Annotated in this window: 24 protein-coding genes; 14 read left to right on the forward strand and 10 right to left on the reverse strand. The window is 45.9% G+C overall.

The genetic code is table 11. The annotated features are described in order from the left end of the window. Positions 1-32: 32 nt before the first annotated feature. Positions 33-569: a hypothetical protein gene (locus GFS24_RS26510; protein WP_153665070.1), complete on the forward strand. Its 537-nt coding sequence runs from the start codon at positions 33-35 to the stop codon at positions 567-569. Here GFS24_RS26510 and GFS24_RS26515 read toward each other — a convergent pair. Next, on the reverse strand, positions 566-973 hold the full coding sequence (locus GFS24_RS26515; protein ID WP_153665072.1) for a DUF4332 domain-containing protein: 408 nt from the start codon (positions 971-973) through the stop codon (positions 566-568). The two genes, GFS24_RS26510 and GFS24_RS26515, sit on opposite strands and share 4 nt — an antisense overlap. Before the next feature lie 126 nt (positions 974-1,099). On the opposite strand from GFS24_RS26515, the gene GFS24_RS26520 reads away from it, so the two are divergent. The 3 genes from GFS24_RS26520 (at position 1,100) to GFS24_RS26535 (ending at position 4,811) form a co-directional block, all read left to right on the forward strand. After that, on the forward strand, positions 1,100-2,788 hold the full coding sequence (locus tag GFS24_RS26520) for a peptidoglycan DD-metalloendopeptidase family protein (RefSeq protein WP_153665074.1): 1,689 nt from the start codon (positions 1,100-1,102) through the stop codon (positions 2,786-2,788). A gap of 7 nt (positions 2,789-2,795) precedes the next feature. Then, complete coding sequence (gene bcp / locus GFS24_RS29125) at positions 2,796-4,145, forward strand: thioredoxin-dependent thiol peroxidase (RefSeq protein ID WP_216647555.1); 1,350 nt, start codon at positions 2,796-2,798, stop codon at positions 4,143-4,145. Positions 4,146-4,295: 150 nt separating this feature from the next. Continuing rightward, positions 4,296-4,811, forward strand: coding sequence for a hypothetical protein (locus GFS24_RS26535; RefSeq protein ID WP_153665076.1), 516 nt, complete (start codon positions 4,296-4,298; stop codon positions 4,809-4,811). Here the strand turns inward: GFS24_RS26535 and GFS24_RS26540 are convergent. Together GFS24_RS26540 and GFS24_RS26545 are read right to left on the reverse strand one after the other, a co-directional pair. Then, a complete protein-coding gene (locus GFS24_RS26540; RefSeq protein ID WP_153665078.1) occupies positions 4,766-5,245 on the reverse strand; it encodes a hypothetical protein in 480 nt (159 codons plus the stop codon). The two genes, GFS24_RS26535 and GFS24_RS26540, sit on opposite strands and share 46 nt — an antisense overlap. A 121-nt stretch (positions 5,246-5,366) precedes the next feature. Continuing rightward, positions 5,367-6,911 carry an SUMF1/EgtB/PvdO family nonheme iron enzyme gene (locus tag GFS24_RS26545; RefSeq protein ID WP_153665080.1) on the reverse strand — a complete coding sequence of 515 codons (1,545 nt, stop codon included), beginning with the start codon at positions 6,909-6,911 and terminating at the stop codon, positions 5,367-5,369. Between the two features lie 205 nt (positions 6,912-7,116). On the opposite strand from GFS24_RS26545, the gene porU reads away from it, so the two are divergent. The 7 genes from porU (at position 7,117) to GFS24_RS26580 (ending at position 16,843) form a co-directional block, all read left to right on the forward strand. After that, positions 7,117-10,446 carry a type IX secretion system sortase PorU gene (gene porU / locus GFS24_RS26550; RefSeq protein WP_153665083.1) on the forward strand — a complete coding sequence of 1,110 codons (3,330 nt, stop codon included), beginning with the start codon at positions 7,117-7,119 and terminating at the stop codon, positions 10,444-10,446. Positions 10,447-10,564: 118 nt separating this feature from the next. Beyond that, positions 10,565-11,731, forward strand: coding sequence for a type IX secretion system outer membrane channel protein PorV (gene porV, locus GFS24_RS26555; RefSeq protein WP_153665085.1), 1,167 nt, complete (start codon positions 10,565-10,567; stop codon positions 11,729-11,731). 110 nt (positions 11,732-11,841) lie between these two features. Continuing rightward, positions 11,842-12,324 carry a 2-C-methyl-D-erythritol 2,4-cyclodiphosphate synthase gene (gene ispF, locus GFS24_RS26560; protein WP_153665087.1) on the forward strand — a complete coding sequence of 161 codons (483 nt, stop codon included), beginning with the start codon at positions 11,842-11,844 and terminating at the stop codon, positions 12,322-12,324. A 17-nt stretch (positions 12,325-12,341) separates the two neighbouring features. Next, complete coding sequence (gene dut / locus GFS24_RS26565; RefSeq protein WP_153665089.1) at positions 12,342-12,785, forward strand: dUTP diphosphatase; 444 nt, start codon at positions 12,342-12,344, stop codon at positions 12,783-12,785. A gap of 2 nt (positions 12,786-12,787) precedes the next feature. After that, a complete protein-coding gene (locus tag GFS24_RS26570; RefSeq protein WP_153665091.1) occupies positions 12,788-14,542 on the forward strand; it encodes a tetratricopeptide repeat protein in 1,755 nt (584 codons plus the stop codon). Between the two features lie 22 nt (positions 14,543-14,564). Continuing rightward, complete coding sequence (locus GFS24_RS26575; RefSeq protein ID WP_153665093.1) at positions 14,565-15,380, forward strand: DUF4292 domain-containing protein; 816 nt, start codon at positions 14,565-14,567, stop codon at positions 15,378-15,380. Between the two features lie 47 nt (positions 15,381-15,427). After that, complete coding sequence (locus GFS24_RS26580) at positions 15,428-16,843, forward strand: murein hydrolase activator EnvC (RefSeq protein WP_153665095.1); 1,416 nt, start codon at positions 15,428-15,430, stop codon at positions 16,841-16,843. A 38-nt stretch (positions 16,844-16,881) separates the two neighbouring features. Here GFS24_RS26580 and GFS24_RS26585 read toward each other — a convergent pair whose 3' ends face one another. The 3 genes from GFS24_RS26585 to bshA form a co-directional block, all read right to left on the reverse strand. Beyond that, entirely contained in the window at positions 16,882-17,733 is an 852-nt protein-coding gene (locus tag GFS24_RS26585; protein ID WP_153665097.1) for a nucleotidyl transferase AbiEii/AbiGii toxin family protein, read from the reverse strand. Then, positions 17,730-18,314, reverse strand: a complete 585-nt coding sequence (locus tag GFS24_RS26590; RefSeq protein WP_216647557.1) for a hypothetical protein — start codon at positions 18,312-18,314, stop codon at positions 17,730-17,732. Before GFS24_RS26590 ends, GFS24_RS26585 begins: the two co-directional genes overlap by 4 nt. A gap of 193 nt (positions 18,315-18,507) precedes the next feature. Next, positions 18,508-19,647 (reverse strand): N-acetyl-alpha-D-glucosaminyl L-malate synthase BshA, encoded by a 1,140-nt coding sequence (bshA, locus tag GFS24_RS26595; RefSeq protein WP_153665101.1) that lies wholly within the window; start codon positions 19,645-19,647, stop codon positions 18,508-18,510. A 130-nt stretch (positions 19,648-19,777) separates the two neighbouring features. Between bshA and GFS24_RS26600 the strand changes: the two genes are divergently transcribed. Together GFS24_RS26600 and GFS24_RS26605 are read left to right on the forward strand one after the other, a co-directional pair. Then, complete coding sequence (locus GFS24_RS26600) at positions 19,778-21,151, forward strand: M20/M25/M40 family metallo-hydrolase (RefSeq protein WP_153665103.1); 1,374 nt, start codon at positions 19,778-19,780, stop codon at positions 21,149-21,151. A gap of 8 nt (positions 21,152-21,159) precedes the next feature. Then, positions 21,160-21,555: a hypothetical protein gene (locus tag GFS24_RS26605; RefSeq protein ID WP_153665105.1), complete on the forward strand. Its 396-nt coding sequence runs from the start codon at positions 21,160-21,162 to the stop codon at positions 21,553-21,555. 74 nt (positions 21,556-21,629) lie between these two features. Here GFS24_RS26605 and GFS24_RS26610 read toward each other — a convergent pair whose 3' ends face one another. Both GFS24_RS26610 and GFS24_RS26615 read right to left on the reverse strand, forming a co-directional pair. Beyond that, the gene (locus GFS24_RS26610) at positions 21,630-22,340 is read right to left on the reverse strand and encodes an SAM-dependent methyltransferase (protein WP_153665107.1); all 711 of its coding nucleotides are present in this window, start codon (positions 22,338-22,340) and stop codon (positions 21,630-21,632) included. Next, the gene (locus GFS24_RS26615) at positions 22,324-23,103 is read right to left on the reverse strand and encodes an EI24 domain-containing protein (protein WP_153665109.1); all 780 of its coding nucleotides are present in this window, start codon (positions 23,101-23,103) and stop codon (positions 22,324-22,326) included. Before GFS24_RS26615 ends, GFS24_RS26610 begins: the two co-directional genes overlap by 17 nt. A 92-nt stretch (positions 23,104-23,195) precedes the next feature. On the opposite strand from GFS24_RS26615, the gene GFS24_RS26620 reads away from it, so the two are divergent. Further along, positions 23,196-23,807, forward strand: a complete 612-nt coding sequence (locus GFS24_RS26620) for a DNA-3-methyladenine glycosylase (RefSeq protein ID WP_153665111.1) — start codon at positions 23,196-23,198, stop codon at positions 23,805-23,807. 48 nt (positions 23,808-23,855) lie between these two features. Here GFS24_RS26620 and GFS24_RS26625 read toward each other — a convergent pair whose 3' ends face one another. Together GFS24_RS26625 and upp are read right to left on the reverse strand one after the other, a co-directional pair. Continuing rightward, positions 23,856-24,872 (reverse strand): PorP/SprF family type IX secretion system membrane protein, encoded by a 1,017-nt coding sequence (locus GFS24_RS26625; protein ID WP_153665113.1) that lies wholly within the window; start codon positions 24,870-24,872, stop codon positions 23,856-23,858. Positions 24,873-25,102: 230 nt separating this feature from the next. Next, positions 25,103-25,756 carry a uracil phosphoribosyltransferase gene (gene upp, locus GFS24_RS26630; RefSeq protein ID WP_153665115.1) on the reverse strand — a complete coding sequence of 218 codons (654 nt, stop codon included), beginning with the start codon at positions 25,754-25,756 and terminating at the stop codon, positions 25,103-25,105. Positions 25,757-25,867 lie beyond the last annotated feature (111 nt).

The raw sequence follows: 25,867 nt of genomic DNA on the forward strand, positions 1-25,867 counted from the left end.
ATCAGCTTTTTCTTCTCTATTCATCCCCCGTTGTGTCACTCCCTTGTACGGTTTGTTCTTTATTCAGCCGGTTTGATTTTTCTTTTTTTAACACCCTGACCTCAGCCAAAAAGAAACGCCATCATCAAAAAACACCTCCAAAAGAAAAGAAACCTCTCTGCAAAAAAGTATCTCCTATAAAAAAATATAAAATACCGCCCTTTGTTGCGCGGCAAGGTTCCCGCCAAAAACAACAACCTCAAAAAATATCCTTACAAAAAAAGAAACTTCTCTACAAAAAAGAATCCCCCACAAAAGAATATAAAACACCGCCCTCTGCTGCGCGGCAAGGTTCCCGCCAAAAACAACAACCTCAAAAAATATCCTTACAAAAAAAGAAACTTCTCTACAAAAAAGAATCCCCCACAAAAGAATATAAAACACCGCCCTTTGCTGCGCGGCAAGGTTCCCGCCAAAAACAACAACCTCAAAAAAACATCCTTTACAAAAAAAGAAACCTCTTTGTAAAAAAAGACCCCCCTTCAAAAAAATATAGAAAACCGCCCTTTGCAGCGCGGCAAACGCTCTAATAAGTAACAACCGGCTCCAAATCCTTCGCCATTTCAATCATCGAACTCAACTCATTCAAAGTCGGAACCCTCCCACTCAAATTCTTCAACCCATTCACCTCAGTAACCTTCGCATGCAAATTCTCCGGTACTCTGTTCCGAAGCTCCTTCACAGTATCAACACCCGCCGCCTCCAAAAGTTCAGCAAACTGATCCCCAATCCCATTGATCCTCATCAGATCCGCATGATTCACCCAGGTAAGGATCAAAGACTCCGGAATCCCGGTAGTCTCCGTAAGTTTAAGCCTGCCAGTCCGGGTAGCCCCATCTTCCAATAACTTAGCCACAGTATTAATCCCAATACCTAACAGCTTGCTGGCATAATTCGGGCCAATGCCCTGTATCTCATGAATCGGATAACTCATCTTTAAACGAAATTTAGAAGATCGGAAATTAAGGAAAACCCGGAACCTTTGCTTTAAAAATATGTTAATTCACTGGTTAGCACCGTATTTTTAACGCTAAAGACACATAACTATTACATTTGTAGGATGAAAAGAACGATCGCATTCTTGCTCTTGCTGCCGCAACTCCTGCAGGCACAAGGGTTGGCGGAAAAGCAATATCCAAAGGGATACTTCAGGAATCCGCTAAACATACCAATAGAACTGGCCGGTAATTTCGGAGAACTCCGCCCCAACCACTTCCACTCGGGCATGGACCTCAAAACACAACAACGGGAAAACCTCCCCGTACACGCAGCAGCAGATGGGTATGTAAGCCGGATAGGCGTATCCCACCTGGGCTTCGGAAACGTATTATATATTACTCACCCCAACGGCTATACTACCGTATACGCTCACTTAAACAAATTCTACCCCTTAGTGGATGAATACGTGAAAAGGAAACAATACGAGCAGGAAAGCTGGGCATCAGATATTGTACTGCCCCAAGGACTCTTCCCCGTAAAAAAGGGAGATTTCGTAGCCTGGAGCGGAAACACAGGAGGCTCTGCAGGCCCGCATCTGCATTTCGAGATCAGAGATACCCAAACAGAAAAGCCCCTGAACCCCATGCTTTTCGGTTTCAGCATTCCAGACACCCGCGCCCCGGAAATTTCCCGGTTAGTGATCTACGATAGGAATAAAAGTCTCTACGAACAATCCCCCATAGTTGTTCCCGTAAAGAACACAAAAACCGGCTACGTAGCCACCCGCCCCATAGTGAAAGTGGCCACAGACAAAGTAAGCCTGGGCCTCAGCGCGCTGGACAGGCAAAGCAATTCCATGAATCCAAACGGAATCTACGAAGCCATGCTTATCAAAAACGGCCAGGTAGACTGCGGTTTCCAGCTGGATAATATCAGTTACGACGAAACCCGCTACCTCAATGCGCACATCGATTATAAGATGAAGAAGGCCGGTGGCCCTTACGTTCAACTGCTGTTTGCACTCCCCGGCAACCACCTGGATATTTACCAGGACGTATCCGGAAACGGCACCATCGATCTGTCCGATAAACAACCCCACCCCGTAACCATCCGGGTAACAGATGCTTACGGAAATGCCACCAATGTACAGATCACCTTGCAACAGGAAGGAAGTTCATCCCCCGAGCCCGTTTGTGCAAACAAGATGTTCGCAGATTCACGGAATATATTTGAAAATAATCAGGTAGAATTTTATCTTGAGGAAGGATCTTTATATGATCAGATCTGTTTCAGGTATCTCGAAATTCCTAACGCCACGGCCTATTCCAGCACTTACCGCCTGCATACGGCGCTGGTGCCGGTTCATTACAGCTTTGGATTGAGGATCAAACCAAACCGCCCGGTTCCTGCGGTATTGCAAAATAAAATGATAATCGTGCGCAAAGGTTTGGGAGAAAGCGTTTCAGCCACTACCTTTGAGGACGGATGGTATAAAGGCACGTTCCGCGATCTGGGAGATTTTTATCTGACTACAGACACAGAAGCGCCAAGGATCGCTCCCCTGGGCAGTATCAAACAGGGCGCGAACCTCTCCAAAGCAGGGAAGATCTCGTTTTCAATGAACGACGCAAGCGGGATCAAATCCTACCGTGCAGAGCTGGATGGTAAGTGGATAATGTTTTCGCGCCGTAGTAATGTATTATCGTATACCTTCGATGAACATTGTCTACCCGGAAATCATACAGTGACCTTGACGGTAACGGATATAGCCAACAACGAATCGACTTACACATTGACCTTTAAACGATAATAACAACATGACACATCTTAAAGAAGGGGATATAGCACCTTCATTCACAGCCATTGATCAGCATGGGCAAACAGTATCGCTTGCTGATTTTAAAGGAAAGAAAGTGATCCTGTACTTCTATCCGCACGATATGACCCCAGGCTGCACAACCCAGGCCTGTAATCTGCGGGATCACCACAGCCGTCTATTAAGCAAAGGCTATATAGTACTGGGTGTGAGCGAAGATGACGAACAAAGCCACAAGAAATTCGCAGACGAATACGATCTGCCTTTCCCGCTGTTAGTGGACGAAAGCCACAACATCCTCAACGACTACGGCGTTTGGGGAGAAAAGACTTTCATGGGCCGCACCTTCGACGGTACCCACCGCACCACTTTCCTGATAGATGAGGACGGCGAGATCGCACACATCATCCACAAACCAAACAACGGCGACCACGCTGCAGAAATAATCGAACTCTGGGAAGGAGATGGTTCCGAATTCAAAACCGAACCCGCTGAAGAAGAAGCCGCCACACCAGCTTCAGATGAGCACGTGATCAGCTCTGTAGAAAAAGCCGTTCGCGCTTTCACCCCTAAACCGCATCCGGTTCCAAAGGTAGAAGCAGAAGAACCAGCTACAGCAGAAGCTGCCGCCCCTGCGCCCAAGCCCAAAGCTAAACGCGTAGCCAAACCAAAAGCAAAACCTGCAGTAGCAGAAGTAGCCGCTCCGGCACCAGCCGGTGCTCCTAAAGCAAAAGCTAAAACCGCCGCTAAACCAGCAGCGAAGAAAGCCGCCGCTAAGCCAGCACCAAAAGCCGCCGCTCCAAAAGCAAAAGCTAAAACTGCCGCCAAAGCAGTAGCTCCTAAAGCAAAAGCAAAAGCAGCAGCACCTAAAAAAGCAGTAGCTAAAAAAGCCGCAGCCAAAGCAGCACCTAAAAAGGCAGCACCTAAAAAAGCAGCAGCTAAGAAGGTTGCACCAAAAGCAAAAGCTAAAGTAGCACCAAAGAAAGCAGCTCCTAAAAAAGCAGCAGCTAAAAAGGTAGCACCAAAAGCAAAAGCCAAAGTAGCGCCAAAGAAAGCCGCTCCTAAAAAAGCAGCAGCTAAAAAGGTAGCACCAAAAGCAAAAGCCAAAGTAGCACCAAAGAAAGCCGCTCCTAAAAAAGCAGCAGCTAAAAAGGCAGCACCCAAAAAAGCAGTAGCAAAAGGCAAAGCGAAAGCAGCCCCTAAAGCAAAAGCGAAGGTTGCACCTAAGAAAGCAGCAGCAAAAGCCAAGGTAGCGCCTAAAAAGGCCATTGCAAAAGCAAAAGCAGCCCCCAAGGCAAAAGCCAAAGCCGCTCCTAAAAAAGCAGCCGCCAAAAAGGGAAAAAAGAAATAATCCTGAATCTCTTTATAATAGAAAAGGCCGTATCAATTGATACGGCCTTTTTTTGTGGCCATTGAACAGGTCACTCCTATATCCCAGATACGTTTGACATAGGCTCAAGATTCGATGAGAAATGCAAGATAAAAGCCTTATCTTAGTACAATGGCACTAACAAACGATAACGTCATCCTCCGGAAGGCCACAGGTACCTTCGCAAAGCAGATCGTCTTCCGTCAGCGGTTCGGTAAAACCGTGATGTGCAACCGCCCCTGCAAATACCCACCCAAAACCCCCACCCAGATAGCGAACCAGGAACGCTTTTCAAGAGCCAACGATTTCGCCAAAGCCGCCGTTAAGGACCCGGAAAAGAAGGCGTACTATCAATCCATAAAGAAACCCAACCAAACCGCCTTCAACGCAGCTTTTCAGGATGCTTATAATAAACCGGAAGTAGAAGTAAGTGTAAAAGAAAAGACAATCACCATCAAAGTGACTGGCAAACACCGTGTAGAGAAAGTGAAAGTAGGCAACAGCTTCGCCGTATTGAAAAACAACGAATGGGAACATAAACTCGTGGAAACCCCCTTCATCGTCCAGGTATATGATATAGCCGGGAACATTTGCACAATAGATTACGGGAAACTGCGGGCAACACGGCTTGTAAGATTCCCGTCATAGATTATTATTTGTGCATATCTCCCCTTATACTTCTTTAAATATTTAGTGTAAATAAGGAAAAAGGTATCATCATCAAATACAACATGGCTTTTAATCTCCAGTGTAACAAAATTATTAAATCCTTCGCGCCACGCTTCCCTCCACAGGTTTAAAGTACAGCTGTCACTCCCCGTTTCTTTTTTTATGAAAGCAACCAGGTCAGGATCGCAATCTATGTATGTGCCTTCCTCCGTGGCCCTACGATTAACTTTTATATACCAATCCCCTTTCCGAACACCATCCTGATAGCTAAGCTTATAAAAGACCCCGTCATTTTCATACCGGGCAATAACAACACCCGTAAAAGGCTTCCCGGTCTTTTTCAGCCACGTGATGCCATCCTTGTAAAATACTTCGCTCTCCGCAACATAGGTAGCAGATGTAACCGGTGCCACGGTTGGATGGCAGGAAACAAAAAGGACACATAACAAAAGCAAAGATCGCATGGGGCAGAAGGTATAAAAAAAAGGCCACCTCACAGAGGCAGCCCTTCCAAAAAATATACACACTAATGAATTATCTCTTCTGACGTTGCTTCTTAAAAGTATTACCCGTCTTAAACTTATTCCCCTCAGGGCTACCCACCCTATCCATCGCACAACGGAAACCTACAGTATTAGTAGCCATATCCTCCTGCATGAAACGACGTGCACCAGGAGACAACCAATAAGCCCTGTCATTCCAGCTACCACCTTTGATCACCCGTGATTTATCATTCACGAGAGAAGTGATACCATAACCATATTCAACAAGAGAAAGAGAGTCACCATCTAAGTAGTTGATCACATCACCCTTCTGATAGTTCAAACGGCTGGCACTTTCTTCATCCGTTACATCCCTCATCTTCAGCATACCCAGGCTATCCTTTTCAAACTCCTTCTCACCATTTTGATAAACAGTCTGGAATTTGTTACCCCGGAAGTAGTTAAAGTCGTCACCATCAATCGTCGTCAATGGTCTGTAAACGTCATTCACCCACTCCGCTACGTTGCCGGACATATTATAGATACCGAAAGTATTAGGGAAGTAAGAAAGAACAGGAGCAGGAATGGACGCCTTATCGTTCAATCCACCGGCCATACCCATGTTATCACCAGATCCACGTTTGAAGTTCGCCAGGAACTGACCTTGCCAGTTACCGCGGCGGATATCTCTGAGGCCGCTGTTGTTAGTACCCCAGGAGTAGATCTGTTTGTTCATGATCAGCTCTTCCCCACGTTTTCCTTCTTTCTTGGAAGGATTCGGGTTCTGGCCGATATATCCGAGTGCTGCATATTCCCACTCTGCTTCAGTTGGCAGGCGGTAAGCTGGCAGCATGATACCATCTTCAAATTGTGCACCACGGGGTGAACCATCTGCATTAGCGAACTGCTTCTTGGCAGATTTCGTCATTTTACCCGGAGTACCTTCATACAGACCAGCCATGTAAGCCTTACTGTCGAACGTATTATCATCCGCCTGGTTCATGATATCTGCTTTGGAGAGGAGACCTGCATCCATCAGCAGTTTTTCATTCACACGGTTGGAGCGCCATTTGGCATAGTCCGTAGCTTGTTTCCAGCTAACACCTACAACCGGGTAGTTATTATAAGCAGGGTGGCGGAAATAATACTCCACCAGCGGCTCATTATAAGCTAACTCACTACGCCATACCAGGGAATCCGGTAAAGCATTGCGGTAAACGTCAGGGAAAGATTCGAAGTACATACGGTTTAACCAGTACAGGTACTCACGATAGTTGATGTTGGAAACTTCATTCTCATCAATGTAGAAGGAAGAAACCGTGATCCGGCGGGGGATGTTGTTCCAGTCACCCATTACGTCCTGCTCAGTGGCGCCCATAGCGAATGTACCGCCCTGAACAAACACTAAACCAGGGCCAGTGAACTGGTCCTTTGCTTTAGCAACGGAAAAACCACCCATTTTAGGGTCGTTATAAGCCCACCCGGTGGCGGAAGATGATTCTTTTTTCTTTCCAAAAAGACCACCATTCTTACAGGCCGACATCGACATTAAAACGCCGGTGCCGATGATCAAGGATAAGGAGGTTAATCTGCGCATGCGAAAACAGCTTTTATCTATTCAATTTAGGTATTCAAATATAGTAAACGCAAATGTAATCTTTTTTATTTTATGGCAAAAAAAATTAATCTATAACATTATGCGTTTAACCGATTATCCGTAGAACGAATGTCCTAATCTGCTGGTTGTGAAATATCCCAAGATACATTAGGTTTGTGATAAATATAAAACGCTGCCATATTTTATGTTCTGCCGCCGCTCCGTTCTTTGTGCTTTTATTTGCCTGCTTTGCTTGCAGGGAAAGGTTTTCGCTCAAAGGACCTATGCTCCACGCTCTGTACTGGCAGATGGCAACTGGTATAAATTGTCTGTAAAAGAGCCCGGTGTATATAAGATAGACCTCCCTTTACTCAATGCCATGGGCATTTCTACTACTAATCTCGCTTCCTCCCAGATCCGCTTGTTTGGCAACGGTGGCAGCATGCTCCCGGAAGATAATGCCCTGCCCCGGCCGGATGATCTGCTCCAAAACGCGCTTTCCGTGGTTGATGGAGGTGATGGCTTATTAAACGGTAACGATTATGTTTTATTTTACGCGCCCGGCCCCCATTCCTGGCAAAATAACCAGCACATACAGCATTTGTATGCAGATTCCGTCTGCTATTTCCTGAACATCGCGCCTGGCGGGCTTCGCATCATAACAGACAATGCCAGGCCGATCCCAAATATGCAAATAAATTCTTTTGATTTTCGGGCTTTTTATGAAAAAGAATTAGTGAATCTCCTCTCCAGCGGCAAAAGCTGGCTGGGAGAAGAATTTAACAGCGCTGTTGCTGAAAGGAATGTTACTATCCCATTGCCTGCCAGTGGTTTAACAGACATAAACGTACATTTTCGCGGCGCCGCCAGAACTACCGGCAGTTCCCGTTTTGAAGTGTATATGAATAATGTACAGCTTGGCAATCTGTCTGTTACGCCGGTTTCAGGGAATATCTTCGACACATATGCCAGTATTGCTGATGGAACTTTCACCGCCAGCGGCCCCGCCAACTTTAATATTAAGTACATAGGAAATGCCAGCGCAAAAGGCTGGTTGGATTATCTCGAAATATTTGGAAGAAGTGCACTCACCCTTCCAACCGAAGGTTCCCTCAATTTTCGCGATACCCGCAGTATCGGAAGGATAGGAGAGTTCCAGATCAATCAGGCCAATGCACAAACACAGGTTTGGGACATCACAGATCCCATCAAACCCATTTCCATCACTACCACGCTAAATGGCAACACTTTACGTTTTACAAGAGATGCCACTACCCTGAAGGAATACATCGCTTTTTCCAATACCACTGCAAAACCAACGTTTATTGGTCCCGTACCGAATCAAAACCTCCACGGCCAGGGGCCCGCAGACATGCTGATCATTACGGCGAACAGCTTACGCAGCGAAGCAGAACGGCTTGCAGTTTACCACCAGGCCACCGTGATCACCGTAGAAAATATCTATAACGAATTCAGTGCCGGCATCGCAGATCCCACTGCCATCAGGGATTTCATCAAAATGCAGTACGACCGCCACGGCATAAAATACCTCTTGCTTTTCGGCCGCGCATCATTTGATTATAAGAACAGAATACCGAACAACACCAATATCGTCCCCACCTGGCAAAGCGTTTCATCCTTTCACGGGATCAATTCCTACATGTCAGACGACTACTTCGGATTCCTGGACAATACAGATGATATCGCCGGAAATCCTTTACTGGACGTAGCTATAGGACGCTTACCTGTAAAAAACACAACAGAAGCAAAAGACATCGTAGATAAGATCATCAATTACCATGATCCCAAAACCTTCGGCCCATGGCGCAACGAAATGACCTTCGTAGCAGATGATGAAGACGATAACCTCCATTTGGAAGACGCCGAAAAAGTAAGCAGTATTCTAACACAGGAGCAACCACAATACAACATCAGCAAGATCTATTTAGACGCTTTTCCGCAAGTATCGGATGCCGGTGGAAGTCGCTACCCTGCTGCAAATGAAGCCGTTAACAATAAAATGTTCAATGGCACACTGGTCTGGAATTACACCGGCCACGGAAGTTTCTCCCGCCTCGCAGAAGAAGCGATATTAGAAGAAACCTCCCCGAACAACTGGAACAACGCCACCAAATTACCTTTGATGGTAACCGCCACCTGTGATTTTGCGCCCTTCGACAATCCTAACTTCAATTCATTGGGAGAGCAGTTATTAAATAGAAAAGAAGGTGGTGCCATAGCCCTCATGACCACCACCCGCGCAGTTTTCGCTTTCTCCAACCTGGTGATGAACTCCAACTATTTCCGCCTGGCCTTCCAACCCGGCGCCGGAGGAAAAATGCCCACACTGGGAGAAGGCGCCATGATGGCCAAAAACGAAACCTACGCCAACTTCGGCGACATCATTAATAACAGGAAATTCCAACTCCTCGGCGATCCCGCACTCACACTGGCTTTCCCGAAATGGCGCGTCTATACAGATTCCATCAACGGCCAATCTGTAAGCAGCACAGACACCCTCAAAGCATTAGGAAAATACACCTTCCAGGGAAGTGTAAGAGATGCCGGAGGCCTCATCAGAACAGGATACAACGGAACTATATCTGTAACCGTTTTCGATAAACCAGCCGGCAGAAGCACCCGGGCCAATGATCCCACCAGTCGCGCTGTAGTTTATGAAGAACAGGACCGCATCCTTTACAAAGGCAACCAGAATGTAAGGAACGGCCGGTTCAGCTTTACTTTCGTGGTCCCAAAAGACATTGCCCAAACCAGTGGCAGCGGAAAGATCAGTTATTATACAAGTAACGAAACAGAAGACGGTGGCGGATTTTACAGCCAGATAGCCGTAAACGGAACCGCCACAAACGCCCCCGCAGATAATAAAGGCCCTGAAATAAAAGCCTGGATAGACAATCCATCCTTCATAAATGGTGGCATTACCAGCGAAAACCCTTTGCTGTTGCTGCATTTACAGGATGAAAACGGTATCAATGCCACAGGGAATGGCATCGGCCATGATATCATCGCCATATTAGACGATAGCACCCGTTATTATGTGATGAACGACTTCTACGAAGCCATCCCCGGAGATTTCAGGGAAGGAAATGTGCGATTCCCGCTGGCAGGGCTACCCCCCGGTAAACATACCCTCATCATCCGCGCCTGGGATACATATAATAATTCTTCAACCATTAACATTACCTTTACCGTTGTGCCGAAATCCACGCTGGCAGTGGAAAGTGTAAGCAATTACCCCAATCCTTTCCGCCAGCAGACTCGGTTTGTGTTTTCTCACAACCAACAAGACGCTGATCTTGATGTGGTTATCCGTATATTTGCTGCCACTGGTCAGATCGTTAGCACTATCAGAAGCACAATAAATGGACAAACTGCCCGTTATGATGGCGTTCCATGGAACGGAACTGCAGACTCGGGAGTAAAAGTAACCCCTGGCATCTACTTTTATCAAATCGCAGTGAAGAATAGATCGGGTAATGAAAAAGTGTTTGGTGGAAAGCTAATTAAGTTATAATTTACACATTATTAAAACACTATATTTGATGTGTAGATATAATGCGTTTCATTCCCTTTACTTGGATAATATAAATTAGACATTATTTTTACATTTAGCTAACTAAACTAAGTATTGCATGTTTTCTAGGATAACAACTGCTGTGGTTTGCATTTCTTCCCTATTCCTTTGTCACAGTGCTGCTGCACAAATTGACCCGGGAGAGACGGACGGGAGAGTAAATGCCATCAATACGGCCGTTCCTTTTTTGCGCATTTCCCCCGATGCGAGAAGCGGTGCAATGGGTGATGTGGGAATAGCCCTGTCACCAGACGCCAATTCTGTTTACTGGAATCTTTCCAAACTTCCATTTGCTCCTAAAAAGGCCGCTGTGGCCGTTACATATACCCCCTGGCTGAAAGAGCTGGTAAGTGATGTATTCCTCGCCCACCTGAGTGGTTACACCCAGCTGGACGAATACTCATCCATCGGCGGTTCTTTACGGTATTTTTCTCTGGGAGATATTGAATTCAGAGACTTAGGTGGTGCCAATCAGGGAAATTTCCGCCCACGGGAATTTGCAGTAGACGCAGGGTACGCCCGTCGTTTAAGCAATCACTTTTCTTTGGCCGTAGCCCTTCGCTATATCCATTCCAGCCTGGCTTCCGGCCTCACGCCTGAAAATCAGCCCATCCGTCCGGGACGTGCAGTATCAGCAGATCTCTCCGGATTTTATACCAAAGATTTTGAGAAAGACGATGGTTTAAAGAACACCTTCAATTTCGGTTTCGCCATCACCAATATCGGTACAAAGATCTCCTACACGCAATCTGCACAAAAGGATTTCCTCCCTACCAACCTGGGCCTCGGTACTTCTTACACCTTCGGCCTGGATGAATATAACAAGATCAGCCTGGCATTAGACATCAACAAACTGCTGGTGCCAAGTCCTAAAACAGACAGTACCTATCCTGATAAAGGTGTACTGGAAGGAATGTTTTCTTCTTTTGGAGATGCCCCCGGCGGTTTTAAAGAAGAATTACATGAGCTGATGTATTCCCTGGGTATGGAATACTGGTACAACAACCAGTTTGCCGTAAGAGCAGGATATTATAATGAACATCAAACCAAAGGCAACCGTAAATACTTTACCGCCGGCCTTGGTGTGAAATACGATATTTTTGGCCTTAATTTTTCTTACCTCGTGCCCTCTGGTACCGGGATTCAGAGAAATCCGCTGTCTAACACGCTCCGCTTCACACTCACATTCGACCTGTCGAGAGATGATAAGGATGATGCACAATAGATCAGTATCTTTGCCATAACTGAATATAGATTTTAATAAATCCTCCGTTGCTAAGGAGGATTTATTATTTTAGCCTGTTCCCGCTGAGAAGGGAACGCAACTTTTACATTATGACCAAATTAAGGATTGGATTAGGGGTGGATTTTCACCAATTAGTACCTGAACGTGATTTCTGGCTGGGCGGCATCTTAGTGCCACACCACAAAGGAGCACTGGGCCACAGCGATGCAGACGTTTTATTACACGCTATCTGCGATGCACTGCTCGGAGCAGCCAGCCTGGGAGACATCGGCGTACATTTTCCCGACACAGATCAGGCCTACAAAAACATCGACAGTAAAATACTGCTCAGCCGCTGCCGCGAACTGATCGCAGAAAAAGGATATTTTGTAGTGAATGTAGACGCCTCTTTGTGTTTGCAGGCACCCAAGATCAAACCCTACGTTCCGCAAATGCAGGAAGTGATCGCACAGCTGCTGGGTGTTACCACAGAAGAAATATCCATCAAAGCCACTACTACCGAGAAATTAGGTTTCGTTGGCCGGGAAGAAGGTGTGGTGGCTTATGCTACCGTACTGCTGGAAAAACAATAACCGTTAACTTTGTTCAAATGCATAAGATACAAGTAAAGATCATCAATCGTTCGGAGAATCCACTGCCAACCTACGCTACGGCTGATGCAGCGGGAATGGACCTGCGCGCAAACCTGGAAGCTCCCCTCACCATGCAACCGCTGGAACGTACACTCGTTCCCACCGGCCTGTTTATGGAACTGCCTTCAGGATACGAAGCACAGATCCGCCCACGCAGCGGACTCGCTATCAAACAAGGACTTACACTGCTGAATACTCCCGGCACGATTGATGCAGACTATAGAGGAGAGATCAAGATCATTATGATCAATCTCTCCAATGAACCACAAACCATCCAGCACGGAGACCGCATTGCACAAATGGTGATCGCACCCTTTTTGCAGGCTACACTGGAAGAAGTAAAAGAATTAACTGATACCGAAAGAGGAACAGGTGGTTTCGGCCATACCGGAAAATCCTGATAATGCGTGGAATTGTAATTGCTATAACTGTTGCAGCCGGCCTTTTAGCCGCGGCCTGTGGAAGTCAGAAAAAAGTGACTATTACAGTGAATACTGCTGTGCAGCAACAACTGCAACAGGAAGTACTGGCACAGCGGGCAGATAGTTTGTTCTTTGCTGCCCAGCGTTCCAAAATGCTCGGTGATTACAAAACAGCCATTACCCAATACTCAGACTACATCCGCTACAACCGTAATAACGCTACCGTATATTATGAACTGAGCCGCCTCTTCACAGAAGTACGCAATCCACAATATGCATTAGGTTTTGCACGCAAAGCAGCCACCATGGATACCACCAATAAATGGTTCCAGATGGCCCTCGCAGATGCATTCACCATGAATGAAATGTTCGACAGCGCCGCAATTGTATATGATCAACTCGTGCGCCAAAGTCCGCAGGACGAAGATCTGCTGTATAATAAAGGCATGTCCCTTTCCAAAGCAAAACGTTACTCTGAAGCATTACAGGTGTTCGACACACTGGAAAGTAAAGTAGGCGTAGTGGAAGAACTCGCCTATCAGAAACAACGCATCTTCCAGAAACTGGATATGGTAGATAACGCTGCCGCAGAGATCCGTAAACTGATCAACCAGCAACCTGGCGAACTGCGCTACTGGGTAATGCTCGCAGATACTTACGAAGCCAGCGAACGTATCCCCGAAGCCAAAGCCGTATATGATACCATCCTCAAACAGGACCCGTATCATCCACGTGCATTAATTGCCATGGCTAATTATGAAAAGAAGAACGGCAACGAACCACAATACCGTGCACATCTTATCAAAGCATTCAGCAACCCGGAATATAGTATAGACGAAAAAGTATCCTTCGTATATCCTTACCTGCAAATGCTGGAAACAGATACCACCAAAAGAGATGAAGGCATCCTGCTCACCCGCCTGATCGTGGAATCACATCCCAACGATCCCAAAGCATATGCCCTGAGAGCAGACATGTTCTCACAAGCAGAGCAGCCGGACAGCGCACTCGTGAATTACCAGAAATCCATTCAGCTGGATTCTACCCGCTTCAGCGTTTGGTACCAGTTGATGTGGCTGTATTCCCGCCAGGATCGTTCAGATTCTCTGCTGCGTGTAAGCCAGCACGTTATTAACCAGTTCCCGAAAGAATTCATGGGATATTACTTCAACGGACTGGCCAACTATTTCAAACAACGATACGAAACCTCCATCGCATCACTCAATACCGCTCTGTCCATTGGCGGAGAAAAAAGATTTGTGGCAGATGTATATGCCTTATTAGGAGATGCTTATCACGCCACAGGCCTGCATAGCCGCAGTGACAGCAGTTATGATGTTGTGCTCACCATGCGGCCGAGAGACCATATCGTGATGAACAACTACAGTTTCTATTTGTCCATGCGCGGAGAACGGCTGGATAAAGCAGAACAACTGAGCCGCCGTTCATTGGAACTGAAGCCGGACAGTCCTACCTACATGGATACTTACGCCTGGATCTTATTCAGGCTCGGTAAATACCAGCTGGCAAAAGAATGGCTGGAAAAAGCCCTGCAAAATCCGGACGCACAGCAGGACCCGGATGTGCTGGAACATTACGGAGATATCCTTTTTAACCTGAACGAAAAAGATAAAGCCGTACAATACTGGCAGCTGGCCAAAGCAAAAGGCGCGAATTCCATAAGCCTCGCCAGGAAAATAGCAGAGAAGCGTTACATCAAAAGTATGGATCGTTGAGATCGAAAAACTATACACGTAAATGAAGCAGAAAGCAGTACTACAGATTGTTGCATGTTTGATCAGCCTGGCATTGTTTTCCTGCCGGTCTACCAAAATAACACGCGCCACCTTCCCGTCGGACACCACCGCCAGAAGTACTGATTCCATCAGCAAGGAAAAAGAACTCGCCCTGGCAAGGAACATCCTGGAAAAGATCAAAGCCAACCGCATCCAATACAAAACATTTTCTGCCGAGCTGAAAATGGATTATGAAGATGACAAAGGCAAGAAAATGAACAACCTTGGCGTGAACATCCGGATGCAATACGATTCTGTGATCTGGATCCGCGTGGCCGGCCCCCTCAACGTAGAAGGCGCCCGCATCCTCATTACAAAGGATAGTATCAAGGTCGTAAATAAACTGGAAGGCACCGTGCTCTTACACAGCGCCAGCGAAGGCAAGGAGTTACTCAAACTCAACATGGATTTCGCCACCCTCCAGGACCTGATCATCGGTAACGCAGTTTTCCTCTCAGACTCCATTTCCAACATCATCACTACGCAATCGGTTATATCATTTGCCTCCACACAACCCGGTCTTACCAGTCTCTTCAATATTTTTGCAGACGACTACATCCTGCAGCAATGCAAGATCACCGAGCCCGGTGCCGCCCGTACAGGAGAACTCACCTATGGTGATTATAAAGTAGTAGATGGCAGGAAGGTAGCCTTCCAGCGAAAGATCTATGTGGAAGATAAGAGTGTGGTGAAGGTAGCGCTGGACTTTAAGAAGATGGTCTTCGACCAGCCGGAGAGCTTTCCATTTCCCATCTCACCACGATACATCCGGCAATAAAACAATTTCGTAGTATATTTATCGTTATAAACATCACTATCAACAATATGATGCAATTGAAAAAGTTTATCCCTGTTTTAATGTTGGCCCTGGCCCTCATGCCAGCTATGCTGCAAGCGCAAAGCAACCAACCTACGCGGGAAGAACTGGAGCGGAGGAAAAGGGAGTTGCAGAAAGAGATGGACGATGCCCAAAAATTGCTGAGCGAAACAAAAAAGACCAGCAAGGAAAGTTTGGCGCAATTACGTGCATTGCGTAATAAGATAGACGTGCGTACCCGTTTGATCCGTAATATCAATGAAGAAATAAACTTCATCAACGGAGATATCAACTCCGCACTGCGGGATGTAAAAACCCTGGAAAAAGACCTGGACACCCTCAAACAACAATATGCCCAGCTGATAGTAGCCGCCTACAAAAACCGCAGCTCCTACGCCATGCTGAACTTCGTTTTCTCAGCAGACAGCTTCAACGATGCCCTCAAACGTTATCAATATCTCAAACAATACCGCGATTTCCGCAGACGCCAGGCAGATAACATCTTGGAAACACAGGAGCAGCTGAAAACAAAAGTGAAGAACCTGGAAGATCAGCGCGTAAAACGTTCCTCCACCCTGCAAACAGAAGAAGAGCAACGCCTCACGCTGGAAAAGGACAGGAAGGAAAAGGACGAAGTAGTATCCAAACTCAAAGGCCGCGAAAAAGAACTGCTGGACGATATCAACGAAAGAAAGAAAGCCCAGAAAAAAGTACAGGACGCTATCCGTCTCGTGATCAGGAAAGAAATTGAAGATGCCCGCCGCAAAGCAGAAGCAGAAGAACTCGCTCGCAAAAAAGCAGCAGACGCAGATAGGAAAAGGAGAGAAGATGAACGCAAACGCGCTATCGCAGCAGCCAATGAAGCCGCTAAAAATAACGCCGCCAATAATAATCCAACTGTAGCTACACCACCGCCTCCGCCTCCGGTAGAAAGACCTGCAGTGGCAGAAGCAAAACCTTCCCGTGTATTGAATGTGCTGGAAGCCTCTCCGGAAGCTGCCGCATTATCAGATAACTTCGTCGCCAATAAAGGCAAACTCCCCTGGCCTGTAGAATCCGGTCTCATCATCGGCTACTTCGGCAAACAGAAAAATGCCGATATGGAAAGGATCACCGAAGAAAACGACGGCATGATCTTCGGTACCCGCAAAGGAGGCTCCGTAAAAGCAGTATTTGATGGAGAAGTAAGAAAAGTATTCTCTATCCCCGGCGCCGGTTTCGTAGTGATGATCCTGCATGGTCAGTATTACACTAACTACGTAGGGCTATCAAACCCCAGTGTAAAAATGGGTCAGAAAGTAAAAACCGGCCAGTCAATAGGCACCGCGCGCAACAATGATGATGATTCGATGGGAGTGATAGAAGTGCAGGTGTTTAAAGGCGGGGCCTTGCAGAATGCGAATCAGTGGTTTAAACAAAGATAAAATAGAGAAGGGAAGCAGTTATTGCTTCCCTTCTTCTTTTATATAACTTTCAAATGAGTAACGAGTTCATGGAAGTATGCAGGTCCCCAGATATCCAATACCCTGGGGTCTGGTATAAAACGTCTGATATCTGCTTTCACAATATCGAAGTTAACCGAATCAATCTTCGCCTTTAATAGCTCCCTTAATTCATCTTCTGTTATCGTTTCTTTTTCCCAGCTCCCGCTATCTTTTGCTCTTAGCAAGAAGTGATGCAGATGTAAAGGCTCTCCTTTTTTAATATACCACTCCATATCAAACCAGTCACGCCCTTTTACATTGTTCCCCCATTTGCGGAATAACAAAGCATGCATTTTGCCAGCAAAAAGATCGGGTATCGTAAAGCATTTTACAGAAAATGAGAAGGGCCTGTGCAGTAACCGCTCTTCAGTTTTAAAGCCTAATGGCGGTACAGTATCAACTTCAAGTTTGATTTTGATGTTGGCCTTTTGATTCAGCCATTTTGGTCCTATAATATCTTCCAGTATTAACTCCTTCCATATCGTTTCAGATTTAAGAAAGGCCGATTCAATATTATTCTTGATCTTTTTTTCTTTTTCTTTTACCGAAACCTGCAGGCCTAATGATTCAAACTCAATAAGTATGGCATGTAGATATTTGTCCAACGAAAACTCCGGATCAGCCTTTAAAAGAGAAAAATCCAGATCTTCCGAAAAACGATCAAGGCCATGAAAGATCCGTAAAGCCGTACCGCCATAAAATGCAGCCTTTTCAAAGAAGCCTGCACGCTGTAACCCTGCAAGAGCAATCTCCTGCATGATTTCGCGTAAAGCAGGCCTGGCATCTTCCTCTTTTTTCAGTTGGTAAGCATTCAACCATTCTTTTATCATAAGTCGTTGATTGTTTTAATTACATACAGCAGGCTTTCTTTCTTTGGAGCATGCGGAAGCCACTCCTGCATAATATTGGTATCCATTTCCTTTAGACCATCCTCATCCATTCTGAGATTTTCCACCAGATGGCTAAAGGCACTGGTTTTACTTCTTAGTATTATGCTTTTTGTGGTAACGATCTTATCGAACAATGCCTTTTCCGGAGTAGCCATAAGCATATATTGCCCATCAGATACTGCCAGCCGGCGGATACCTAAAGAGTAATAAGGCGATGGCAGGTGGGTAAAACTAAACACGCCTACTGATGTAATATATTCCCTGGAAGTTTTGGTGGTCACAGAAGATATTTCATACACACGTTCCGGAATCAATCCATAAAAAGACAAAGCAGTGTCTATAGAAACATAACTTGGGTCACATAAATGATTAGCTATAAGAAAGGATGCCGGCTGACCTGCATTTAATGCAGGCCCGGTAATATACAAACCCTTCTTAACAGGAGTAAGAAACCCCTTTTCCACCAAAGTGTTGATCTTATCGTTAGGCCTTTTATAACCCTCCAATATTGACAACAACATTTCGTGGGTTATAAGCTGACTTGCATAATTCCGTATAGCTTCCCTTATATCCATACCACAAATGTACAATTTTTAGTAGATAATCGGTTATTTTCCGATTATCTATTCTAAATTTTACATAATCAGGCAAAAACAAAAAAAGCCAGATAATCGAATATTTCCGATTATCTGGCTCAAAAAATACAATTCATTGTTACTTCTCTACCAACGCCTGCTGCAACACACTCTCATACAAAGCCTCATACTGCGGAATGATATTATCAATATGAAACCGCGAAGCCTGCTTCAATGCACCAGCACGCAAATGTGCCAGTAACGCCGGATCCTTCAAAATATTAATAGCATGCGCCGCCATGGTATTCACATCGCCCACCGCACTGCTATAACCAGTTTCCCCTTCAATATTGATCTCCGGTAAACCACCCGCATTAGAAGACAACACCGGCACCTGTGATGCCATCGCCTCCAATGCAGCCAAACCAAAGCTCTCATATTCAGAAGGAAGAATGAACAGGTCACTGATAGACATCACATCTTCCAGTTGTTCCTGTTTACCAACAAAACGAACATCATCGCAAATACCCAGCTCACGACACATGCATTCGATCATGGGCCTGTCCGGACCATCACCAACCAGCAATAGTTTAGCCGGCATCGCATCCCTCACCTGCTTAAAGACCTTCACTACATCCGGTACCCGCTTCACTTTACGGAAGTTGGAAACATGGAGTAAGATCTTTTCGCCGTTAGGTGCAATCGCCTGGCGGAAATGTGGTAATTCCTTACGGGCAAAACGGGCAATGTCAACGAAGTTATAGATCACCGCAATATCCTTTTCAATAGGGAAGAACTTAAAGGTTTCGTCCCGGAGATTATTAGATACCGCCGTAATAGCGTTGGATTCGTTGATAGAGAAGGTCACTACAGGAGCATAGGTTTTATCCTTGCCCACCAGTGTAATGTCCGTACCATGCAGCGTGGTGATGAATGGTATATGGATGCCCTGTTTTGCTACGATCTGCTGCGCCATATACGCAGTAGAAGCGTGAGGAATTGCGTAATGTACATGTAACAGGTCCAGCTTCTGATTCAGGATCACATCCACCATCGTACTGCTCAGAGCACTTTCATAAGGTGGAAAATCAAAAAGCGGATAAGTAGGAACCTGTACTTCGTGGTAATAAATATTGGCATGAAACCCATTCAAACGCACGGGTTGCTGGTATGTGATAAAATGTACCATATGCCCCTTGTCTGCGAGTGCTTTTCCTAATTCGGTTGCCAACACACCGCTACCCCCATAAGTAGGGTAGCAAACGATTCCTATGCGCATCCCTGATGTGGATTTTGTGAGTTGCAAAGGTAAGTAAATTAAATTCACAGCAGAATGAGCTCTGTCATGCCAGCTTCATTTGGGGTTGAGTGGCGAATTAGTTAGTTTTATCGGAAATCTGGATCGCTATATGAAAAAGCCAATTTTAGCCTTGTTTGCCTGTTGCATAGCGCAGCTTTCCTGGGCACAACAGGATGACTCACTCACCATCCGCCGCTTCTCTGATGAAGTGCTCACGAATGGTACTGCTTATGAAAACCTCCGTGTATTGACCAAAACCATCGGCGGCCGGCTGGCCGGTTCACCACAAATGGTAAAAGCGGAAAAGTGGGGCGAAGCCGCACTGAAGGCTGCCGGAGCAGATAAAGTCTACTTCCAGGAATGCAAAGTGCCACATTGGGTAAGAGGAGAAAAAGAGCAGGCAAGGATCATCAGCATGCGCCGGGATTTTGTGCCGCCGTTAAATATCCTGGCCTTAGGGAACTCCGTAGGCACCGGAACAAAAGGAGTGACTGCCCCCGTAATTGAGGTAAGGTCATTTGAAGAACTGGAGGAGAAAAAAGACCAGATCAAAGGAAAGATCGTCTTTTACAACTATCCATTTAACAAAAAATTCATCAAAACTTTTTATGCATATGGTGATGCCGTTCGCTTCCGGGGCCAGGGTCCAAGCCGTGCATCCAAATATGGGGCATTGGCAGTGATCGTACGTTCCATGAGCCACAGCACAGATAATAATCCGCATACAGGCAGTACCCGTTATAATGATTCTTTCCCTAAAATAGCCGCCGTGGCTATTGGTCTGAAAGATGCAGAAGTTCTCAGCAAAAGGATCACCAACGATCCCAGCATGAAAGTATTCCTGCGCACCACCTGCCAGACGCTACCGGACACAATCGGCCACAACGTAATAGGAGAACTGCGCGGCAGCGAATTCCCAGATGAATACATCACCGTTGGCGGTCACCTGGATTCCTGGGATGTCTGCGAAGGCGCACATGATGATGGTACCGGTTGTGTACAATCCATAGAAATATTAAGGTCATTCAAAGCAGCAGGCATCCGTCCCAAAAGGACCATCAGGGTAGTGCTGTTTGCCAATGAAGAGAACGGTTTGCGTGGCGGCGCCAAATATGCGGAAGAAGCAAAAGCGAAGAATGAGAAACACATCTTTGCCCTCGAAAGTGATGCCGGTGGCTTTACACCAAGAGGTTTCACCACTTCCATGGAGCCGGAAAAACTCCGCAAGATCCAAAGCTGGGCTGGTTTATTCCTGCCTTACGGTTTGTATGATTTCTCGGAACCAGGCGGCGGTGCAGATATCACCCCCATTCATAATCAACTGGGCACGCCCATGGCTGAACTTTCTCCCGACTCTCAACGTTATTTTGATATTCATCACGCCGTTTCCGATACCTTTGAGGCAGTGAATAAAAGAGAATTAGATCTGGGAGCAGTAGGAATGGGTGCACTGGTATATCTCATCGACAAATACGGATTATAAAGATCATTATGAAAAAATTTCTATTCATCACGGTAACGATCATCCTGGTAGTATTGGCCGCCATCTTCTTCTATCGCTATTACTTTGTTTTTGGCCGTGGAACCAAGTCCGGAGAGCTGAACTTCTTTGTACAGAAAGGATACGTCTGGAAAACTTATGAAGGCAAACTCATCCAGACCGGCTTTAAACCACAGAGCCTGGGTGGCGTACAGTCCAACGAATTCCAGTTTTCTGTAGTGAGTGAAAGAGTAGCGCAGCAACTCATGGGCGCAAGTGGTAAATTACTCGAACTACATTATAAGGAATACCTGGGAGCACTGCCATGGAGAGGATACAGTGAGTTTATTGTTGATAGTGTGATCTCCGTCACAGATCCAAACACCATGAAGAAAGTACCATTCTAAAATAAAGGGGCCGTATCAACAGATACGGCCCCTTCTTATATTTAAGTAATTAAAAATAAAAACCAACTCGCAGCCTACTGCGCATACAGCAAAAATATCGCCGGCCGTTTATGAAAATCAACCCCTTCCTGTTTCTTCCACTGCCCCACAGTTTGCGTACGGATATGTTCCGTAGGCCCCGTCAGGTCCACTGCCACACAGAAAAGCGTTTCATCTTTACAATTCGCTAATACATCCCTGATAATAGGATTATTCCGGTAAGGCGCTTCAATAAATAACTGTGTCTGTTTTTCCCGCGCAGAAACACTTTCCAGTTCTTTAATAGCCGCAGCACGCTCCATCGGTTTTATAGGAAGATACCCCAGGAACCGGAAGTTCTGCCCGTTCATACCAGAAGCCATCAAAGCCAGCAGCATAGAATTAGGCCCAACCAGTGGGATAACTGTAGCGCCTACACTATGTGCCACCTGCACGATCAGCTGACCAGGATCAGCAATAGCGGGACACCCCGCTTCACTGATCACCCCAATAGAACGCCCTTCCTGTAAGAGTTTCCGGGCAAGGGAAAGATCAGGTGCCTGGTTTTCATTCATCAGGTGCAGCTGTAAAGAGTCAATATCGATCGTTCTGTCCAGCGCTTTCATAAAGCGGCGGGCAGTACGTTCATTCTCTACAAAGAAGATCTTCAATTCCTGAATGGTAGTAGTAATATAAGCTGGTAACGTAAACAACGCATCTGCACTGAGTACGGTTGGAATGAGGTATACTTTACCTGGTTGGGGCATCTGGTAGTTTTTGTTGTTGTAAATGAATAGTAGCGGCAATCACAGCATAACAGGGAGCTAATACCCAGCCAAGGATGGGTACGAACATCATCAGGTAAAAGACCAGTCCGTTCCCGATGGCCATGCCTTTGTGCTGGCCAATGTAACGGATACTCTGCCCCATCGTCCATTGGCGGCGCTCAAAGCTATAATCCATCATGGAGAAACCGAAATAATAACATTCCACGATCAGTGCTATCAATGGTGTCAGCCATCCCAGGATAGGAATGAAAGCCAGTATAGCAATGACCAGCATGAAGATCGTCTGGTATAAAAGGTTCCGGAAAGATAAACGGACACCACGGACTACATCCTGCAGCAATTGCCGAAAGCTGAAAGGGAAATCTTTCTTCTGAATGATTGATTCCGTTTTTTCCGAGAGGTACGCAAAAATGGGAGACCCCACGATCAGGAAAAGATATTTGAAGAAAGAAAAATACAGGATCAGGAAAACCATCCGCACCGCAAATCCCACCAGCAGGAAGAGGAAATTGACCCATCCGTTCTGCAATTCTTCGATCCAGGTTTTAAGTGTCAGCAGGTTCAATACATAATCAATGAACACGCCGGAATAATCCCACACAAAATAGATCCCGGTTACAAACAGGATGCAGTAAATAATTCCGGGAATAATGATCCATTTCCACAAGCGGTGCTGTGTAATGAACTGATGCGCCTTGCCGTATGATTGCACAGCGCCAAGTACTTCTCTTAATGAAAACAACGGCCTATTTTTAGTATGACAGTAAATTAGGTACGCAGGAGTAAACTTGGAACAACGAATGTAACGCATCTAAATTAATAATATTTTGCAGTATGGATAAACTGAATGCTTCATTTTATGAAGACAATAACGTTTTAAGAGTAGCCAAACGTTTACTTGGCAAGTTGCTGGTGACAAATATTGATGGCGTCCGCACCTCCGGCAGGATCGTTGAAACCGAGGCCTATCAAGGGGCTACAGACAGAGCCTCCCATGCTTTTAACAACCGCCGAACTGCCAGAACGGAGGTGGCATATGCACCCGGCGGGGTAGCATATGTTTATTTATGTTATGGGATCCATCACCTGTTCAATGTGGTCACTAATCTGAAAGATGTGCCGCATGTGGTCCTGGTCCGTGCGCTGGAACCTGTAGAAGGCATCGATCACATGATGGCGCGATGCGGAAAGATAAAGCTGGATACCACCTTAACCGGAGGGCCAGGAAGTATGTCCAAAGCATTAGGTATCACCACCGCACTCACAGGAGAAAGTTTATTGGGAAATAAATTATGGATCGAAGACGCGCCCGATCTTCCGAAATCCGCTATTGAAATTGGTACGCGGGTAGGAGTGGCCTATGCCATGGAAGATGCCTATCTGCCTTATCGCTATTCTGTTAAAGGAAATAAATGGGTGAGCAAAGGCAAGGGCTTAAAAAAGTAACGGCCGGAAAAGATCCGGCCGCCAGCTTTAAAAGAGATGTATAATTTATTAGAACTTCGGACAAAGTGTTCCGTTCTTTTTGTTGTCATTTTTAGTGCGCACATAGATCACGGAAATTTCCGTACCCCCGCGATAGTTAGAAGCCGGTTTCAAAGTAGAAACGTTCAGGTCATAGCTCAGCCCCACTTTGAAGCTGTTAAATTCCAACCCGATGTAAGGATTGATGGCATCTTTCAACCGGAACCATGCACCTAAATAAAAAATGGTAGGAGCATCTTCCATATCATTCAGCATAAAGCCATAAGCCGCACCAGCAGTAGTTTCCACCGCCTGGTTCTGACGCATGTAATGTGCGCTGAAGTGGATGCGGTTACTACCATTCACAGGGAAAGAACCACCACCATGGATCGTATAACGATAACTAAGACGGTTATTATCCTGGTCCAGGAATGTTTCAGTGGGTTGTGTAAAATGGTAATAAGATGCGCCGAAATAAATATTGGAGGACTCTCCCACAAGGCCACTGTACAGCAAACCTACGTTATAGTCCATGTAAGAGATAGAAGGATTGGTGATGGTTTCTCCGCTGGGCAAAGAAGGATCATAACCATTATCGTTGATCTGTTGTTCGAAAATTAATTTACTCTGATCCACTCTTTTCTGCGAGAAAGCAGCCTGAATACCAATACCCAGTGTGTGATTCCCTTCCACATCCAAACCTTTATGATAGGCCGTACTCACCGCTACATAATTGGAATTCAACGCACCCGCGCCGGTTTTATCATAAAGTGCAAGGATACCCACACCCCATGTATCTGTATAAGAAATAGTATTTTTTAAAATGCCGAAATCCGCTGCAAGCGTACCTGTAATGTAAGGGGACGCAATGCTGCGCCATTGAGAACGGTAATTGCCTGAGAGACGGAGATCGCCTGAAAAATAACCGGTGAATGCTGGGTTCAATGTAAGTGGAGACGCGAAAAATTGCGTGAAATGCGGGTCCTGCGCTTTGGCAGAACTAACGGCATAAAAAGCTATGGTTAATAGGAGTACAAATTTCTTCATTTCGTCAACGGTTAAAATATATAGGGACACTATACGATGTGAAGGTAAAGAACAAATTTCATATTTCAAATTAAATCTATATAACGTTTATTCATCGTTATAACTAATTTAAAATCTGTGCTTAAGGGAAAAATGCCGGGCTGCGCTGATTCGGTCGATTATGATATAACGTCACTTGCCGGAGATTATTGGCACTGCCGTTAATTAAAACGAATAAATAATCTGATTTGTTACTGTTGCAGCTTGGTTCCGAAGGCAAGATCCCCCGCATCGCCCAGTCCCGGAACAATGTATCCTTTAGCAGTAAGTTCATCGTCAATGTCCCCGGCCCAGATGCTGATATTCGCATCTGCATTGCGTTGCACGTATTCTATGCCGATCGTGCAGGCAATGGCCGTAACAATATGAATATGACTGGGTTTGCCGAAACTCATCAGGTGATCGATAGTTTTTACGAGGGAAGCCCCTGTTGCCAGCATTGGATCTGAGAGGATCAGTACCTTTTCGTCCAGGGGAGGGCAGGATACGTATTCCAGGCTGATCTCAAAGGAACCGTCCCGGTTATGTTTGCGGTAGGCGGAAATATAAGCGTGGTCTGCTTTGTCGAAGTAATTCACCAATCCCTGGTGCATGGCTAATCCGGCACGGAGGATGGTACCCAGTACAGGCTGGTGTTTGATAACACCACAGTTGGCGGTACCCAGCGGGGTTTCCACCTCCTTGTCAGTGTACATGAGTGTTTTGCTGATCTCGTAGGCGGCCACTTCACCCAACCTTTCCAGGTTGCGCCTGAAGCGCATTCTGTCTGCCTGCACCACTTCATCCCTGATCTCGCTCATCCAGTCGCCTACCAGCGAATTGGTATCACTCAGATTTATTATCATAATCCAGCCCTTTTTTACCGGGCCAAAATAGCACTTTTTCTTTTACTATGGATGATTTAAGGGCCTCAATACCCACCTCAAAGCAAAAAGCACCTTTCCCCAAAGAAAAAG

The sequence above is a fragment of the Chitinophaga sp. SYP-B3965 genome, from assembly GCF_009647655.1.
Classification (GTDB): Bacteria; Bacteroidota; Bacteroidia; order Chitinophagales; family Chitinophagaceae; genus Chitinophaga.